Source organism: Enterovibrio coralii (assembly GCF_001559595.1).
GTDB lineage: Bacteria > Pseudomonadota > Gammaproteobacteria > Enterobacterales > Vibrionaceae > Enterovibrio > Enterovibrio coralii.
Genome location: NZ_LNTY01000034.1, coordinates 615,268 through 632,753, shown reverse-complemented (window position 1 = coordinate 632,753; position 17,486 = coordinate 615,268). Strand labels below are relative to the sequence as shown.

The following is a 17,486-nucleotide window of genomic DNA, read 5'->3' as shown; positions in this document are numbered from 1 at the left end:
AAAGGAAAAAGCCGTCGTCATGACGGCTTTTTTGATCCACTAGCTCGGTAAAAACTCTTTCGACCACCCTTCGCTTACCACACCAATATCGATAAGCCGTTGAATGTCTGCCTCTCCCATTCCCATGTCACCTAAAATCTCTCGACTTGAGCGACCAAATCGCTCCGTCTGTGGGGCAGAAATGATGCCCGCCTCTTTCGGACGAATCGAATAGTGGTCAACCATGGTGGTCACGTAACCGCTAGGATGCTCGTCATACGTTGAAAACGCATAGCTGCCAGAGTCAAAACCCACTTCGCCATCTTGCGGACGACTGTAGCGTTTTCTCAGCCATTCGATGCTTCGTGTTTGCGCCGCGGCAATATCCAGCTCTGAAAGCTTGTTTAGCCAAACATCATTGGGTTTACGTTTAAACTGGCTTGCTAACAAGGCTTTTCTGCTCGCTTCGTCAAGGTGAGAAATACCAGCAAAAGCATCCAAGGTTTCTAACTTGCACAAGTCGCTATCGGACGCATCGAGATATAACCAGCCATCGTGGGTTTGATAGAAATGAGACAGCGCGTTGTAGCCCAACGCTTCGCGGCCTGAGGGCTCATCAAACGGAGGTCGACCCTCGTAGTCATGGCTGTACTTGATTTGCGCAAGGTTAGTCGTGGAAGACAGCGATGTTCTCGGTCTCAACACCCTTCCCGTTTTAGCCCTTACGTACAAGGCCACAGACATCGCTAGCCCTCCCGCAAAGCCGCAATTAACATCCAAGGTGCCAAGATGAGCATGTTCTTCTGGTGTTTCCGGCCCACCAAATCGGCTCATGATCCCGCTGTTCGCCTGAATGATATCGTCATAGCCAATGTAATCCGTCTTCTCGCCACGTTTTGGTCCACCCAAACAATCCAATCGACAGAAAATCACATCTGGATTAATCGCTTTCAGCCGCTCTTCGTTCAGTCCCAATGGGGCAACTTGGCGAGACGGCGCGTTAATGACAACGATATCGCAGCTTTTCACCAAAGCTTCAAAAATCGGTTTACCCTCATCTGTCAGCATGTCCATCAACAAGCTCTTCTTGCCAATGTTGGATAAGTAACTGAAAAAGACACCAATGAGCGGATCGTACATAGGTTTGGTCGGGTCGAGTTTAATCACTTCGGCCCCAAAGCGAGAAAGGAATGCCGTGGAGTGCGGACCTGCAATAACATTGGTCAAATCAAGCACGCGAATGCCTTTAAGCCACTGTCTTTGCGGTTCGCCGTTGTGTGTCGGTTCATACATGGCAGGCTTGGCCGTTTCGCTGAAAAGCCGCTCGGCATCGGTATATTCGCCAAATTTGCGTGGATGAACTTCGCAAAGCTGCTCACCCAGCTCTTCAAACCAAACCAAGGGACCTGGCTGCTTCATCAAGCCAAATTCTGGATCATTTACCTCCACGATCAGCCCACTTTCGAGTGAATAATCGGCATTCACCCATTCTTGTGTTGTTCTGTGTGGTGCGCCGGGAATCCCGCCTTCTCCAAACAGTTTTCCCCACTCTTCGGAAGTGCGAGTCAGGAATACACGCTTCATTTTTTCGGCAATTTTGGCTGCCCAATCAGCAGGTAACGGGTAAACGCCAATAGACGTTTCGGCTTCCCACTGCGATTTAGGGAGGTAGAGGTCGTCTACGTCCGGCAGCCCTTCTGCCACCAGCTCATCGTAAAGACCCGCTAACTGAAGACAACGTTTGGCATGGTTGCGATGAGACGGACAAACAACATAGAAGTAACGTCCATCTTTACATTCGTAGGTGCGATAGAAAGGATCTAGGTATTCCTGCAACTCTTCATACGTCACATCCATCGCAAGACCCGCTTCACGACGGCGACTAATTTCTTGTTCACGCATGGTGAGGTATCTCTGCGGCATGCCTTCAATTTTTATAGAGTTGTAAGACAACCCCTCCATCAATGCCGCAGCAACGGGCACTTCAATGTGGTCACCCGCCCCGCTTTTTTCCCGCTCAAATAGGGCTAACGAGACAGCACTCGCTGCCAGCATGGTTGCGTAAGCAGAGCCCAGTGTCAGTGGTGAAAAGCTTGGGTCACAGCCCATTAAAATGCGGTTATAACCCATATCGGTAAATGCACCGGACGATGCGGCAATCACCGCCTCTGTCGCTTTCCATTGCTTTCGCAATTGGTCATTAGAGGCAAATCCTGGCACCGAGAGCGTAATAAGGCTTGGGTTTGCATCGCGAAGAGCTTCCAAGTCCACGCCCAGACGCGTCATTGTACCGGGACGAAAGTTTTCGATGATGATGTCAGCTTGCGCACAAAGCGACAGTGCCTTGTCGAGATCTGCGCCCGATTTTAAATTGAGTCGGATATTGGTTTTGTTGCGGTTGAGCACCGCATTGGCTGAGTGGTTCCATAATGGTCCGTTAGGCGGGTCAATGTGCACCACATTGGCACCTAAGTCGGCAAGGATCATGGCAACTGCTGGGCCAGTTACATATTGGCCAAAGTCCACAACATTTAATCCAGAAAGCGGCAATGCATTTCTCATCTATCTCGCTCCTTGCTAAGAGACATCAACATAAAATGAGAACCACCAATTTGGTGAATTCATTGCCGGATAGTAATTTCTTTATTTTTTATCGACCATTAATATAAATTTGGTCTCAACATAAATATTTTAATACCCTAGCCAGACCTAATTATATAAAGGCCTGTTTTCAATGTTTATATCGTCATTATTCACTTCGTCCATCACCCAAGATATAAACGCTTCAGCATGCGGATGTAAAAAACGTGATTTATGATTGACCAAGTAGAAAGCTTCAGTGGTGAGAACTTGCTGTTCGAATAAAGGAACGAGCTTGTCTTCTTCAAAGTAGCGTTGCAATAAACTGCTTCTACCTAAAACAATCCCACCGTCATTTGCAGCGACTTCGAAGGCATTGATTAAGGTGTCGAATTGGCTACCTAACTTAAAGTCGGTGTATGGCATTCCAATCGATTGGAACCAATGGTTCCAGCCGTCTTCGTACCCAACCACATGGATCAAATTTTCGTTTACGATGTGAAGTGGCGTGAGTTCCTTTTCAAACCGCGACGCGTAGTTGGGGCTACAAACTGGCTGCAGTAAATCCCATGTCAGCCTTCTGGCCTCATATTGCTGCCAGCGCCCATTACCGTAGATTACCTCCAAGTCACAATCGGAAGACTTTTCCTGACTGTTAACCCAAATGTTACTGGTGATCTTTAAATTAATGTCAGGATGCTGTTCGTAAAACCTTGGTAGCCTTGGCGCAAGCCAGTTTACGAAAAACACTAAGTTCACCTTAACATTCAGCAGCTTATTCCTACCCTTGCCGAATAACTCCTCTGTCACCTCATTCATCTTTTCTATCGACTCATGAAGCACAGGCAAATACGCCGCACCGGCTTCCGTCAGCTCCAGACCGCGTGGTAAACGCACAAAGAGCGTGGTACCGAGCTGACTTTCCAGCGCTTTGATTTGTTGGCTGATCGCGGCTTGGGTGATGTGTAATTCCTGTGAGGCGTGAGTGAAGCTCAAGTGTCTCGCAGCCGCCTCAAATGACCGAAGCCAATTAAGCGGAGGTAGCCGTTTTTTCATGGTGTTACATCCTTGCTATCACGATAAAAAGCGACACAGCATCTTGCAGTCAAAGATGACTATCAGAACGGCTTAGTCAGTCATTTTTTTCATTGTTATTAACCCTCAATCTACACCTAACCAATTAGCACGTATGTCAAAAAAGTGAAACACCAAAGCCATGCATAATTATTTTTATGGCAATGGCTAAAAATTTATTAATTGCCCAAAGACAGTGAAACATGAAAGTTTACTAGCACGGTTTTTATCGAAGCCGATTTATCAAAATGCGACATGATAAGTCGCAATAAAGCAAATATTAATGAGAGATAACGAACCAAAGAAAAACAAAATCATTTATTTAATTTTTACCGCATCTCGGAAAGGAGTATCGCAATGAGTAAGGATGTAAACGCGAAGGATGGAGGAGGCCTATTTGCGGGTGTAAACCCGATAATGCTGTCGGCTCTTCCGTTCTTATCATTTTATTTGTGTTGTACACGGTCTTGTTACCTGAGCAAGCGAACAGTGTCTATGTGTACTGCAAAAACTATATCGCGAAAAACCTGTCTTGGTACTACATCGCACTCATGAGTGTTTACCTTTTCATCGCGTTCTACCTGATCCTCAGTCGCTACGGCGGCATCAAACTGGGCAAAGACGATGAAGAACCAGAGTTTGGTTTCTTCTCTTGGTTCTCCATGCTGTTTGGGGCGGGCATTGGTATCGGCATTCTGTTCTGGAGTATTGCCGAGCCCATGTACCACTTCCAAAGCAACCCCTTTGTCACAGCAGATAAAGCCCAATCCATCCAAGCGGGTCAAGTTGCCATGCGTATCGCCATTTTCCATTGGGGTCTTCATGGCTGGGGCTTGTTCGCGATTTGCGGCTTGTCGCTCGCGTACTTTTCTTATCGTAAAGGCTTACCGCTCTCCATCCGTTCTGGTCTCTATCCCCTTCTCGGTGAGCGAATCTATGGCCCACTAGGACACGCCGCCGACCTGCTGGCCGTCTTTGGCACCGTATTTGGTATCGCAACCTCACTTGGGCTTGGCGCGCAGCAAATGAATGCGGGGCTGAATTACTTGCTTGATGTTGAAATCAGCACCTCTGTGCAAATCATGCTGATCATCAGTATTTCTATCTTGGCGACTGTGTCTGTTCTGACGGGCGTTAACAAAGGCATTCGCATCCTCAGTGAGCTCAATATGCAGCTCACTGTGGTTATGCTGGCGTTCTTTATCATTCTTGGCCCTACGGCTTACGTTATTGGCTCCTTCTTTACCAACCTTGGCGACTACATGCTCAATGTGGTCAAGTTGGGGCTTTGGGTCGACCCTAACCCTGAAAACACGTGGCAAGGCGCATGGACCATCTTCTACTGGGGTTGGTGGATAGCCTGGGCACCGTTTTGCGGCATCTTTATCGCGCGTATTTCGCGCGGCAGAACCATTCGTGAATTTACGCTCGGCGTGCTGTTGGCACCGACAGTCCTTGCCGCCTTTTGGATCACCATCTTTGGCAACACCGCCATGTATATCGAGTTGTTTGGCAGCGGCGGCGTCGTCGAGGCAGTCAATGAAGATCTCACGCTCGCCCTGTTCAAAACGATTGAACTCATGGACGTTGGTATGATCCTCACCATGATTGGTGCCACCATTTGTACCGTCATGTTGGTCACCTATTTCGTCACCTCTGCAGACTCGGCGACATTGGTGATTTGCACGCTCATTTCCATGGGTGACGAACACCCACCTTCGCGTTACCGCGTCTTTTGGGGATTATCGATTGGCCTTGTCGCCGCCGTATTGTTGCTGGCTGGCGGACTGGGCGCGCTGCAAACCGCTTCAATCATCGCAGCCCTTCCCTACTCCATCGTGGTCATCGCGACCACCGTTGGCCTTTATCGGTCACTACGCAGAGAACCCCTTCCCGGCAAGCCAGACACAGTAGGAGCAGCAAAATGAGTACATCAGTAGCAATGCCAAGGATGATGGAAATTGGCGCAGACGCCACAAAACGTTTGCCCGATATCGTGAATAGCTTCAGCGCATCACGTGTGCTTATCCTCACGGACAAAACCATGGTGCAAATGGGCTATACCGACATGGTGACTGACCTTCTGTCTGAAGCAGGTTTTAGCAGTCAGGTATACGCCGACACGATTCCAGAACCGACTTCGCAATCCATTGAAGAGGCAGTATCTGTCACGCGAGATGGTCAGTTCGATTGCATCGTGGCATTAGGCGGCGGCAGTGCCATCGACAGTGCAAAGGCTATAAGCATGCTCGCGAAACATGGCGGTGTAATGCGCGACTATAAAGCACCTAGGATTGTGAATGAAACGGGGATCCCTGTCGTTGCTATCCCGACAACAGCAGGAACGGGTTCAGAAGTCACCAAATTCACCATCATCACAGACTCGGAAACAGACGAAAAAATGCTGTGTATCGGCTTAGGGTTTCTTCCCGTCGCAGCCTTGGTCGATTACAAGCTCACCATGTCTTTGCCTGCAAGAATCACCGCTGACACAGGCATTGATGCGCTTACCCACGCGATTGAAGCCTACGTCAGTAAAAAGGGCAATCCGTTCAGCGATTACAACGCACTTGAAGCCATGAAGCTCATCGCTCCGAACCTGAGAAAGGTTTATCACGACGGAAATAATCAAGAAGCGCGAGAGCAAATGATGATGGGGGCGACCCTTGCCGGTATCGCGTTTTCCAATGCATCCGTTGCGCTTGTGCACGGTATGAGTCGACCTATCGGGGCTTTTTTCCATGTTCCTCACGGGCTTTCCAATGCCATGTTGCTTCCAAGCATTACCGCCTTCTCTATTCCTGCCTGCGAAGAACGTTATGCGCAATGTGCAAAAGCCATGGGGTTAGTCGGCGAACATGTTAGACCCGAAGATGCCAACGCACGTCTTCAGCAAGAACTTCTCGCACTGAATGAAGAACTTAACGTGCCAACACTCGCTGAATTTGGCATCGATAAAGCAGACTTCGACGCTGTGCTGGAAACCATGATTCAACAAGCGTTTGGGTCTGGCTCACCGGGGAACAACCCAAGAGTTCCCACGGAAGAAGAAATGAAATCGCTTTACCAAGGACTTTGGAAATAGGAGAAATGGCAATGACGGATATCGGGCATTTGATCAACGGAGAGATCAGAGAAGCATTCACCCAAAAGCAGGCAGTATTTAACCCCGCAACAGGCGAGCATGCAAAGAATGTGTTGCTTGCGCCTGTCGAATTGGTGGATGAGGCAGTTGAGATCGCAAACGCAGCGTTTCCTGAATGGCGCAACACACCCGCCATTAAACGGGCACGTATCATGTTTCGCTATAAGCAGCTTCTTGAGGATAACAAGGAGACCATCTGCCGCCTGATTGGAGAGGAACACGGCAAGATCCAGCACGACGCGATGGGCGAACTGCAACGCGGTATTGAGAACGTTGAGTATGCTTGTTCAGCAACTGAATTGCTCAAAGGCGAATTCAGTAAAAACGTCGGCGTGGGGATCGACTCATGGTCTGAGTACCAGCCTTTGGGAGTGGTTGCTGGAATCACACCGTTTAACTTCCCTGCTATGGTGCCACTTTGGATGTTCCCCATGGCTTTGGTTTGCGGCAACTGCTTTATTTTGAAGCCATCTGAGCGCGATCCAAGTGCGGCTCTTTATATCGCAAGCCTTCTAAAAGAAGCGGGATTGCCAGATGGTGTTATGCAAGTCATCCAAGGTGACAAAACCGTAGTTGACCGCTTGCTGGAAAGCAAAGGTATCGAAGCCGTGAGCTTTGTAGGCAGCACCCCTATCGCACAATACATTTATGAAAAAGCCAGTCAAAATGGCAAACGTTGCCAAGCACTCGGTGGTGCGAAAAACCACGCTATCGTCATGCCTGACTGCGACATGGAAAATGCGGTCAACCAACTGTTGGGGGCTGCATTTGGCTCTAGTGGCGAACGCTGCATGGCACTGTCGGTAGCCGTGGCTGTAGGTGATGAAGCCGCAGACCGTCTTTGCGATAGCCTCGCATCGAAACTGTCGTCACTACGCGTCGGCCCGTTTTACGACAACGACAACGACTTTGGCCCTGTCATCACCAAGGAACACAAAGAGAAAGTTGAAGGCTACATTGCATCAGCAGTGGAAGACGGTGCCACCTTGGTTGTTGATGGCCGAAACCCTACCGTTGAAGGCTATGAAAATGGTTTTTATGTGGGAGCAACGCTCATCGACCATGTAAGAGCAGATATGGTGAGCTACCAAGAAGAGATATTTGGTCCAGTGCTGCAAGTCGTTCGCGTTAATTCAATGGAAGAAGCCATGACGCTAATTAACGACCACAGATACGGAAACGGCACATGCATCTTTACCCGTGATGGCGAAGCTGCGCGGTACTTCTCCGACCACATCAAAGTCGGTATGGTGGGTATCAACATTCCGCTACCCGTGCCTGTTGCTTACCATAGCTTCGGCGGTTGGAAACAATCTCTGTTCGGCGATTTACATGCCTATGGGCCCGACTCAGTGAAATTCTACACACGCAGAAAAACCATCACTCAACGCTGGCCCTCTGCAGAAGTCAGGGAAACCAAATCCTTCTCGATGCCAACGCTGTAACCAATGAAAAAGAGCTGCCAGTGGCAGCTCTTTTTGTTACATGGCGACAGACTTCACCGCGCGCTTGTTGAGCGCAATGAGTATCACCACAGGAATGTTCATCAACACGCCATACAACAGTGGTGTCAACGCCAACTCTGGCTGTTTCAACTGTACAACGGCCACGAAAATTGCCGTTCCTGCGTTTTGAATACCCACTTCAATCGCGAAGGTTTTGGAAAGCTTTGCATCACCACGAAAAAGCTTAGATACCGCCACGCCCAATCCCATTCCCAGTAGGCACAACGTTAATACCGCAACTGACGCTTGAGAGAAGAGTTGGTTAAACACGGACGTATTCGCTGCTAAAGTCACGGCTACGGTAAAGAACAACGCCCATAGTGCCGATTTACCCGCAAACTCAGTGAACGCATCAAACTTCGCTGAACGCACAAAATGGTTTAGGGCCATACCCAATACTACTGGTACCAAGGTGACCGCGATAAGCTGCATGATGGCTGTTTTAACCGGAATAGCGGCTGAGACTTCTGGGTAGAGTAATGGCAAGAGCAACGGCAGACTAAACGGGATAATCAAACTACTGATTGCCGTCATGGTGATAGATAACGCCGCATCACCGCCTGCAAGGTGGCTAATTGCGTTCGATGATGCACCGCCCGGTGCCAATGCCAGAATCCAAAGGCCAATCGCGACAACTTCCGGCAAATTGAACACATACACCAACACAAACGCTATCGCTGGTAGCCCCAACAACTGGGCGCAAAGACCGGCAAACACAATGCCCGGGTATTGTCCGACGCGCTTAAAGTCGGCCAACGTTAAGGTCAAACCAACACAAAACATCATCCATGCAAGGGCCAAAGGTAATCCAATGGTCAACATTGCCTGACTCATACTCTTTCCTTACTCACTCGAATAGGTCGAAAACGATCAAAAAAGGCGAACATAGTGCCCGCCATTTTATTAAATTTCTTTGACTTGAAGCGTCACCGTTGACCTTACGCGTTACCTTTGACCTGAAGCTGCAATTCAGCCGCAAAATCCAGCATACGATTCAAAGGAATGAGTGATTTCACGCGAACCGCTTCATCAACGTGGATCTCGTGTTCTTCACCACCATCACGAAGGGCAATATCAATCGCCTTCAGACCATTCATCGCCATCCACGGACAGTGTGCACAGCTGCGACAGGTTGCACCTGCGCCGGCGGTTGGTGCTTCAATAAGCTCTTTCTCTGGCACCATTTGCTGCATCTTAAAGAAGATACCTTTGTCGGTCGCGACGACAAGTTGCTTGTTTGGCAACTCTTTCGCCGCTTTGATGAGCTGACTGGTTGAACCCACTGCGTCAGCCAATTCAACAACACTCGCTGGTGATTCAGGGTGAACCAAAATCGCTGCATCTGGATAAACAGCTTTCATGTCTCGCAATGCTTTGGCAGAGAACTCATCGTGCACGACACACTCACCTTGCCACAACAGCATTTCTGCTCCGGTTTTGTTCGCGATGTAAGAACCTAAGTGGCGGTCAGGCCCCCAGATAATCTTCTTACCTTCCGCGTCCAAGTGCTCGACGATTTCCAGTGCGATAGATGACGTCACAACCCAGTCAGCGCGCGCTTTAACAGCGGCAGAGGTGTTGGCGTAAACCACAACAGTGTGGTCTGGGTGCGCGTCACAGAACGCCGTAAAGCGGTCTTCTGGACAACCAAGATCCAAAGAACATTCCGCTTCCAGCGTCGGCATGAGAACGGTTTTTTCAGGGGTCAGAATTTTTGCGCTTTCGCCCATGAAACGGACACCAGCAACAAGAAGGGTTTTGGCTGGGTGCTTGTTACCAAACTTCGCCATTTCGAGGGAATCGCCCACGAAACCACCCGTTTCTTCAGCCAAAGCCTGAATTTCAGGGTCGGTGTAGTAGTGCGCAATCATCACGGCATCTTTTTCTTCTAGCTGTTTTTTGATGCTTGCGATGTAGTCTGCGCTTTGTTGCTCAGAAAGCACCTCCGGTTTCGGAGGGAAGGGATATACCGTCTCTGCGGTATTGATAATCTGGCTCATCGACATACTCAGATTTGCTTGCAATCCCGCCATTATAACGAGCTTAATGCCGAATGTTTACCCTTTATGAACAGGATGTGAAGTACAGATGAGGGAAAAATGAAAAAGAAAAAGCCGACAATGTTGTCGGCTTTTTTCAGAGGCTTTTACTTACTTTTTCAGCTCTTTTTCAGCTTGGTTCGCTGTCGTTGTTCCCGGGTATTCTTTCACCACACTTTGGAACAAGGTTTTCGCGCCAGCAGTGTCACCCTGACGCTGAGCAATGATACCCAGTTTCAGCAGTGCGTCGGCACGTTTGCGGGATTTCGCAAACTGGCTGACCGCAGTGAAGTGTTTCTTCGCTGCATCCAATTCGCTTTTCGAGAAGTAAAGCTGACCCAGCCAATAATGCGCGTTAGGCGTATAAATTGACTCTGGGTACTTAGCAAGGAATGCGTTGAACGCTTCCGTCGCGCCAGCGTAGTTCTTCTCTTTTAGGATCAGGTTAACTGCCGCGTCATACTCGGTGTTTTCGGATTGATCCGTTGAGTAAGTTTCTGTGGATTCTAGGGTTTCCGGCGTTGTGACCGGAACAGGTGCTGGTTTCGCCGTTCTTAGCGTATCAATCTCTCGGTAGAGATCACGTTGGCGCTCCAACATCTGATTTAATTCGTAGCTGTTTCTTTCGACGGTGCCACGCAGCTCATCAAGCTCACTCGCCATTTGGTCAAGCTGACGCTGCATGTCGATTTGCATTTGATTTCGAGCTTCGAGCATTCGCTCCAGGCGCTCAACAGAGCTGCTGCCGCTACTACCACCCAATTCAGTCACCGGAGCAGGTGCGGCAGCCACTGGGGCTGCCACACTCACCAGTAACGCCAGCGAAAGAGAACGCAAAGTGTTACTGTTCATAGGATTTACCTTAAATTAGTAAACCAGAACCGCACGGCGGTTCTTCGCGTAAGCTTCGTCGCTTTGGCCTAGCACCAGTGGCTTTTCTTCACCGTAGCTTACGATTGAAATTTGAGACGCAGGAACGCCTAGTGCTTGCAGGTACTTAGCAACTGCGTTCGCACGACGCTCGCCCAGCGCGATGTTGTACTCAGGAGTGCCCCGCTCATCCGTGTGACCTTCAACAACTACTTTGATATCTGCGTTTTCACGCAGGAAGTCAGCGTGTGCATCCAGCATGTCTTCGAACTGTGGCAGTACTGAGTAGTCGTCAAAGTTGAAGTAAACAGTTTGAGATTGACGCAGTTCGTTGTTGCGGATTTCTTGCTCAGTCAGAGCACCTTGACCGCCGTCTACTGGCGTTACGATAGTGGTCTCTTGACCTTGGTTAGTTTGAGAGCCTGCAGTGCTGTCAGTAGAGCTGTCGTTTGAGCTACAAGCCGCCAGAGTGAACATAGGCAGCGCAATTGCCAAACCCTTAAGTACTTTATTAACTTGCATCTTGTTTTCCTTATATCAAATAAGCGCAAATATTTATTGGAACGGGGACCATGCTGGGGCTCTCACTCGGCCATTGGTCGCCGGTAAACGTGCTTTGAATCGTCCATCAATAGAAACCAACGAAAGTACGTTATCACGCCCATAAACTGAGCTGTAAATTACCATGCTGCCATTTGGCGCGAGACTTGGAGATTCGTCCAACATAGTTTTCGTTAGAATCTCAACAGCACCGGTTTGCAAATCTTGTTTTGCAATGTTGTAGCCTGAGTCCGAGCGGTGAACCATCACCAGGTGTCTACCGTCAGGTGTAATTTGACCACCGAGATTCTGGCTGCCCTGCCATGTAATCCGACTAGTAGAACCGTCGGCTAAATTTACTCGATAAATCTGTGGTTTACCACCCCGGTCTGACGTAAAGATTAAAGACTTCCCGTCTGGATCCCAGAATGGCTCGGTGTTATTTGAACGACCTTTTGTAATTTGTTCCATTTTTCTGGTCTTCAAATCCAGTATGTAGACTTGTAGACTACCTGTCTTCGAAAGCACCAGAGCCAGCTTACTGCCATCCGGCGAGAAGCGTGGCGAACCATTGTGACGCGGGAATGACGAAATCATTTCGCGGTCACCAGTGTAGATATTCATCAAGAAAATCTGGGCCTGACCATTCTCAAAGCTGACGTAAGCCAGTTGTTTGCCATCAGGTGACCAAGCTGGAGACATCAATGGCTGCTTTGAACGCAGCACCAAGAGTTCGTTGTAGCCATCGTAATCCGCGATGCGAAGCTGGTAAGGGTAGTCTGCTTTATCATCAACAACGACGTAAGCAATACGCGTGAGAAACGCCCCTTTTTCCCCTGTTAGTTTTTCGTAAACCAAGTCAGAAATGCGGTGTGCGTACTGACGTAGTTGTTTACCAGAGACCACTTTACGGTTATTCAACAGCAGATGGTCTTTGGTCAGGATAAGTTCACCTGTGGTCGACAAGCCTTTGCTTTTACCGCCCGTCAACTGCCCACGAACCACATCAATCAGTTGGTACTCAATCAGGTATTTGCCATCAGCCGTTTGGCTGATTTTACCTGTTACCAGAGCATCAACACCCAGTGCCGTCCAGTCATTGAAGTCTACGTTCTCATCGCTATATGGCGTTTGAGGCATTTTATCCGTCGGGATAGGGCTGAACTTACCACTGCGCTGCAGGTCTGAGGCGATAACGGCAGACACGTCCGTCGGCAGCTTCCCTGGACCATCCCATTTAAAAGGGACAATAGCGATAGGTCGGGCGGAATCGACACCTTCAGTAATAAAAAGCTCTAGAGCAGCATTAGCCGCCCCAACCCAAAGCATTAATACGAACGCCAACAAAGCATTCCATCGTTTTAACATCCTAAATCCTCTTTTAACGCTCAAAATTGAGGTTTAAATCCCTCAATTTCGCTACGACATCAGAGTCTGATGGCATAGGAAACTTTCCAATTTTTGTCACGCTAGCTTTTGCCGAACGACAGAGAGTCGTATCACCAGACAATGTTGTTACATCCACGACCAATCCATCAGGAGCTAACCTAAGGTTCAACCGACAACTTTGTCCGTTCATGCTCGAATCAACTAACCAACTTTGCTGAATCATGTTAGTGAAACGCGCAGACCAGTTAGCAACTTCATTCGCGAGTTGTTGCCCTCGAGCCGTGTCGCGGCTTGCAGATTCCGACTCGAGACCGCTATAAAGCTCATTAAGGGCAGCCTCCTGCTCTACCTGCTTGCGTTTGGCTTCAGCGGCCTTACGCTCGGCTTCCTTACGTGCTTCTTCAGCTTTACGAGCTTCTTCTTCAGCCTTTTTCTTCTCGGCTAACTTACGCTGACGCTCTTCTTCAGCTTTGCGCGCTTCTTCTTCCGCTTTTTTCTTTTCAGCCAGCTTGCGTTGGCGTTCTTCTTCCGCCTTCGCACGCTCTTGTTCAGCGCGCTGACGTTCAGCCTCAGCTTTCTTCGCGGCTTCTTCAGCCTTACGACGTTCAGCAACTTGGCGTTGACGTTCAGCTTCTGCCGCAGCGGCTTTTTCTTTTGCTACACGTGCTGCTTCTTCTGCTTTACGTTGCTCATCAGCCGCTTTCTTCTTGGCTTCTGCAATACGCTTACGCTCAGTTTCCGCTTCACGTGCTGCTTTTTCTGCTACAAGCTTTTCAGCTCTTAGCTCACGTAAGCGTTTTTCTTCTTGCTCACGTTGCTTTTCAAGCTGCTCCGCTTGTTGTTCCAAACGCTTTAAGCGATCGCTTTCTTGGCGTTTCGCTTCATCGCGCTGTTCACGGATTTTTCGCGCTTGCTCACTGACCACATTCGGGTCAATCACCACCGCTTCGATACTTTGTCCGGCAGGTTGATGAACTGCCTTGCTGAAATCCGCTCCCCAAAGCAAACCACCAATAAGTGCCCCGTGAAGCAGTACAGATACGACCGTGGCACCCGTGTAATTATTGTTTTGATTATTCTTCATTCACTTTCTCATTCTAAGAATCAAGCGGTTCGGTCATTAGTCCCACTGAAGAGACTCCCGCCTGGTTCAAAGCATCCAGGGTAAGAATGATTTCGGAATAAGGCACTCGCCCATCGCCACCAACAAGCACTGGCGACTTAGGGTGAATTTCCAGCTCAGCACGCACACGGATCAACAAATCCTGAAGCGAAAGTCCACGCACCATATCGCCATTGTTCACACTCAGGCCAAGACCACCGTTTTGGTCAACCTCAACAATGATGAATGCGCCGCTGTCTTCCTCTTTCGCCAGTTCAGCCGCCGTTTTGGCCGTTGACGTTTGTGGCAGGTCAACGTCTACGCCCTGCGTCACAAACGGTGCTGTCACCATGAAGATGATAAGCAGTACCAGCATGACGTCGATGTAAGGTACGACGTTAATCTCCGCCGTCATCTTCCGTCGCTTAGGTTGATAAGCCATGGCTTACTCCTTCGGTGCGGCAAATGCCTGACGGTGCAAAATGCTGGAGAACTCTTCCATAAAGTTCACATAGTTGTTTTCCAGCTTACCCACTTTAGATGTCAGTCGGTTGTATGCCATTACCGCAGGGATAGCAGCAAACAGACCCATCGCCGTCGCAACCAGTGCTTCTGCGATACCCGGGGCAACCATCGCCAGTGTCGCTTGTTTCACGGCACCCAGCGCGATAAATGCATGCATGATGCCCCACACGGTACCAAACAGACCAATGTACGGACTGATTGAACCCACGGTAGCAAGGAAAGGAAGGTTCGTTTCTAAAGACTCGACTTCTTTAGACAAGGACACGCGCATCGCACGCGACGTGCCTTCCATCACCGCTTCTGGCACTTTGCCATTGCTGCGGTGAAGACGCGCAAACTCTTTAAAGCCTGCGTAAAAAATTTGTTCGCTACCCGTCAGGCTGTCTTTGCGCGCCTGCACTTCTTGGTAAAGCTGTGATAAGTCCATCCCTGACCAGAATCGGTCTTCAAAACGCTCTGCCTTTGCAGAAGCTTGTGAAAGCACTTGCGAACGTTTGATGATCATCGCCCAAGACACTACAGACATGCCTAGCAGAACCAACATCACTGCTTTTACCAGCAGACTCGCCTGCAAAAACAGATCAAGAATTGAAAGTTCAGCGTTCACTTAAAATCTCCGATTGAATCGATTTAGGAATGGATTTGGGTTTCATCTTCGTAGGGTCGACACAGGCTACCTTAACAACCGCCCGGCACAACACATCTCCTTGTGAATTAACTAAATCCTGACAGAAAGTTAGGGTTGCTCGACGAATTTCTGACACCGTTGTTTGAACAGTGAGCGATTCGTCTAATGTTGCACCCTTGATGAAATCGATGTCCATGTGGCGGACAACGAAAGCGGTATGTTCTTCAAACAGTTCCAGTTGATTGACACCGATACTTCGCAATAGTTCGGTGCGCGCACGCTCGAAGTATTTGAGATAGTTCGCATGATAGACAATCCCGCCTGCATCAGTGTCCTCGTAATACACGCGAATTGGCCAGCAGAATGGATGGAGATGACTCATCCTGAATAATTACCTGAAATCCATGAGAAGGTTTAGCGAAATACTATAACTGACTTACTCAACATATTGAAACCTCGAAGCAACGAAGCAGGTCACGAATGCCGCAAAATAAAACAGCTCGGGGGTTGCCCGAGCTGTTTGAAGTATCAATGTGCTTATTGATTAAGCAAATGCTTGCACCAACATGACGATCATGATGACCCACGCGAACGGTGGGAAGAACACCAATTGCCATAGCCAGAAGCGTGGTTTGAACGCCATACCGTGAATAAATCCGGTACAGGTCGCCCAAATCAGTGGCAAACCGGTCGCAACGGTAAACCCACCCAGTTTGGCTGCAAGTGCTTGAGGGTCCCACATAACAAGACCACCGCAGGCAAGTGCCAACGCAAGGGAAAGCAACATCAATACGCGCTTGTGTAGACGGTCATGCAGACCGTCTAGCAAAGCGATTAGCTTAGTCTTCACTGTCGTGATCCATGGCTTCAGTGTGTTCTAACCAAAGCGCATTGATAATACCGAACGAGCACGCCAGCAATACACCTAGAATCCAAGCGAAATACCACATGGTTTACTCCTTCTCTTAGTACAGTGAGTTCTTGTTTTCTTCGATGAACTTGTCATCCAAGCGACCGAACATCTTGTAGTAACACCAAATGGTGTAACCCAGGATGATTGGAACCATCACAAATGCAACGCCAGTCATGATGTTCAGCGTCAGTTCACTTGACGTTGCATCCCACATGGTCAGGCTGTGTGATGGGAACAGGCTTGAAGGCATTACGAATGGGAACAGCGCAAAGCCAGCCGTCAGAATCACACCTGCAATTGCTAGGCTAGAGAACAGGAACGCAAAGCCACAACGCTCGAAGCGTGACGCAGCCGCTGCCAGCAGAGGCATGATCACTGCAAGAGCAGGCGCGATCCACAGGATTGGGTAGTCATTGTAGTTGTTGAACAATGCACCCGTCATTGTGGTCACTTCTTTCGTCAGTGGGTTTGACGTTGCGTTAGTCACGATCTCGCTAGTGATCACGTAACCTTCAATGCTCTGAGCCCAGAAGCCTGCGATAGCGAAACACACTGCAGTCAGAACCGCAGTCAGTTGCGCTACGTTGCGAGAACGCGTGTGCAGGTCGCCAGTGGTCTTCATTTGCAGCCAAGTCGCACCTTGCGTCACGATCATGAACAAGCTAACCAGACCACACAGAATCGCAAATGGATTCAGCAGACCGAAGAAGTTACCACGGTACGTTGGGATCAGCAGTTCGCTCAGCTCAAACGGTACACCTTGCAGCAAGTTACCGAAAGCAACACCGAAGATGATTGGCGGAACGAAACCACCGATGAAGATTGCGCCATCCCAAGCTTTACGCCAGCGTGGATCTTCAATCTTAGAACGGTAGTCGAAACCAACAGGACGGAACCACAACGCAGCCAGTGTCAGAATCATCGCCAGGTAAAAACCAGAGAACGATACTGCGTATACCAGAGGCCATGCCGCGAAAAGTGCACCACCCGCGGTGATCAACCAAACTTGGTTACCATCCCAGTGCGGTGCAATAGAGTTAATCATGACACGGCGTTCGTTGTCGGTTTTACCGATAACAGGTACCAGCGCACCTACACCCATGTCGAAACCATCGGTTACGGCGAAGCCGATCAGCAAAACACCGATCAGAACCCACCAAATCAATCGTAGGATTTCGTAATCAAACATCGCTCAAG

17 protein-coding genes are annotated in these 17,486 nt (G+C 49.1%); 3 read left to right on the top strand and 14 right to left on the bottom strand.

The annotated features are described in order from the left end of the window. Positions 1-39: 39 nt before the first annotated feature. Together ATN88_RS14135 and ATN88_RS14130 are read right to left on the bottom strand one after the other, a co-directional pair. The gene (locus ATN88_RS14135; protein WP_067417057.1) at positions 40-2,541 is read right to left on the bottom strand and encodes a CoA transferase; all 2,502 of its coding nucleotides are present in this window, start codon (positions 2,539-2,541) and stop codon (positions 40-42) included. Between the two features lie 147 nt (positions 2,542-2,688). Further along, the gene (locus ATN88_RS14130) at positions 2,689-3,615 is read right to left on the bottom strand and encodes a LysR substrate-binding domain-containing protein (protein ID WP_067417054.1); all 927 of its coding nucleotides are present in this window, start codon (positions 3,613-3,615) and stop codon (positions 2,689-2,691) included. Between the two features lie 470 nt (positions 3,616-4,085). Here ATN88_RS14130 and ATN88_RS14125 point away from each other — a divergent pair, with 470 nt between their 5' ends. The 3 genes from ATN88_RS14125 to ATN88_RS14115 are packed head-to-tail and all read left to right on the top strand — an operon-like array spanning position 4,086 to position 8,223. Further along, positions 4,086-5,561 (top strand): BCCT family transporter, encoded by a 1,476-nt coding sequence (locus ATN88_RS14125; protein ID WP_232313218.1) that lies wholly within the window; start codon positions 4,086-4,088, stop codon positions 5,559-5,561. Further along, complete coding sequence (locus ATN88_RS14120; RefSeq protein ID WP_067417050.1) at positions 5,558-6,718, top strand: iron-containing alcohol dehydrogenase; 1,161 nt, start codon at positions 5,558-5,560, stop codon at positions 6,716-6,718. The genes ATN88_RS14125 and ATN88_RS14120 overlap by 4 nt, the downstream gene beginning before the upstream one ends. A gap of 11 nt (positions 6,719-6,729) precedes the next feature. After that, the gene (locus ATN88_RS14115; RefSeq protein WP_067417047.1) at positions 6,730-8,223 is read left to right on the top strand and encodes a CoA-acylating methylmalonate-semialdehyde dehydrogenase; all 1,494 of its coding nucleotides are present in this window, start codon (positions 6,730-6,732) and stop codon (positions 8,221-8,223) included. Positions 8,224-8,259: 36 nt separating this feature from the next. Here the strand turns inward: ATN88_RS14115 and ATN88_RS14110 are convergent, their stop codons facing one another. The 12 genes from ATN88_RS14110 to cydB form a co-directional block, all read right to left on the bottom strand. Next, the gene (locus ATN88_RS14110) at positions 8,260-9,117 is read right to left on the bottom strand and encodes a bile acid:sodium symporter family protein (protein WP_067417044.1); all 858 of its coding nucleotides are present in this window, start codon (positions 9,115-9,117) and stop codon (positions 8,260-8,262) included. A gap of 104 nt (positions 9,118-9,221) precedes the next feature. Beyond that, entirely contained in the window at positions 9,222-10,283 is a 1,062-nt protein-coding gene (gene nadA, locus ATN88_RS14105; protein ID WP_067417592.1) for a quinolinate synthase NadA, read from the bottom strand. Positions 10,284-10,433: 150 nt separating this feature from the next. Next, positions 10,434-11,174, bottom strand: coding sequence for a tol-pal system protein YbgF (ybgF, locus tag ATN88_RS14100; protein WP_067417040.1), 741 nt, complete (start codon positions 11,172-11,174; stop codon positions 10,434-10,436). Between the two features lie 15 nt (positions 11,175-11,189). Then, positions 11,190-11,714, bottom strand: coding sequence for a peptidoglycan-associated lipoprotein Pal (pal, locus tag ATN88_RS14095; protein WP_067417037.1), 525 nt, complete (start codon positions 11,712-11,714; stop codon positions 11,190-11,192). Positions 11,715-11,747: 33 nt separating this feature from the next. After that, positions 11,748-13,100 (bottom strand): Tol-Pal system beta propeller repeat protein TolB, encoded by a 1,353-nt coding sequence (gene tolB, locus ATN88_RS14090; RefSeq protein ID WP_067417034.1) that lies wholly within the window; start codon positions 13,098-13,100, stop codon positions 11,748-11,750. 13 nt (positions 13,101-13,113) lie between these two features. Further along, entirely contained in the window at positions 13,114-14,205 is a 1,092-nt protein-coding gene (gene tolA / locus ATN88_RS14085) for a cell envelope integrity protein TolA (RefSeq protein ID WP_067417031.1), read from the bottom strand. Between the two features lie 13 nt (positions 14,206-14,218). Continuing rightward, entirely contained in the window at positions 14,219-14,665 is a 447-nt protein-coding gene (tolR, locus tag ATN88_RS14080) for a protein TolR (RefSeq protein ID WP_067417028.1), read from the bottom strand. A 3-nt stretch (positions 14,666-14,668) separates the two neighbouring features. After that, positions 14,669-15,355 carry a protein TolQ gene (tolQ, locus tag ATN88_RS14075; protein ID WP_067417024.1) on the bottom strand — a complete coding sequence of 229 codons (687 nt, stop codon included), beginning with the start codon at positions 15,353-15,355 and terminating at the stop codon, positions 14,669-14,671. After that, positions 15,345-15,758 (bottom strand): tol-pal system-associated acyl-CoA thioesterase, encoded by a 414-nt coding sequence (ybgC, locus tag ATN88_RS14070; RefSeq protein WP_067417021.1) that lies wholly within the window; start codon positions 15,756-15,758, stop codon positions 15,345-15,347. Before ybgC ends, tolQ begins: the two co-directional genes overlap by 11 nt. A gap of 162 nt (positions 15,759-15,920) precedes the next feature. Next, positions 15,921-16,226, bottom strand: a complete 306-nt coding sequence (locus tag ATN88_RS14065; RefSeq protein ID WP_232313216.1) for a cyd operon YbgE family protein — start codon at positions 16,224-16,226, stop codon at positions 15,921-15,923. Then, complete coding sequence (gene cydX, locus ATN88_RS14060) at positions 16,216-16,326, bottom strand: cytochrome bd-I oxidase subunit CydX (protein ID WP_017008254.1); 111 nt, start codon at positions 16,324-16,326, stop codon at positions 16,216-16,218. Before cydX ends, ATN88_RS14065 begins: the two co-directional genes overlap by 11 nt. A gap of 15 nt (positions 16,327-16,341) precedes the next feature. Further along, complete coding sequence (gene cydB / locus ATN88_RS14055) at positions 16,342-17,478, bottom strand: cytochrome d ubiquinol oxidase subunit II (RefSeq protein ID WP_067417018.1); 1,137 nt, start codon at positions 17,476-17,478, stop codon at positions 16,342-16,344. Positions 17,479-17,486: the final 8 nt, after the last annotated feature.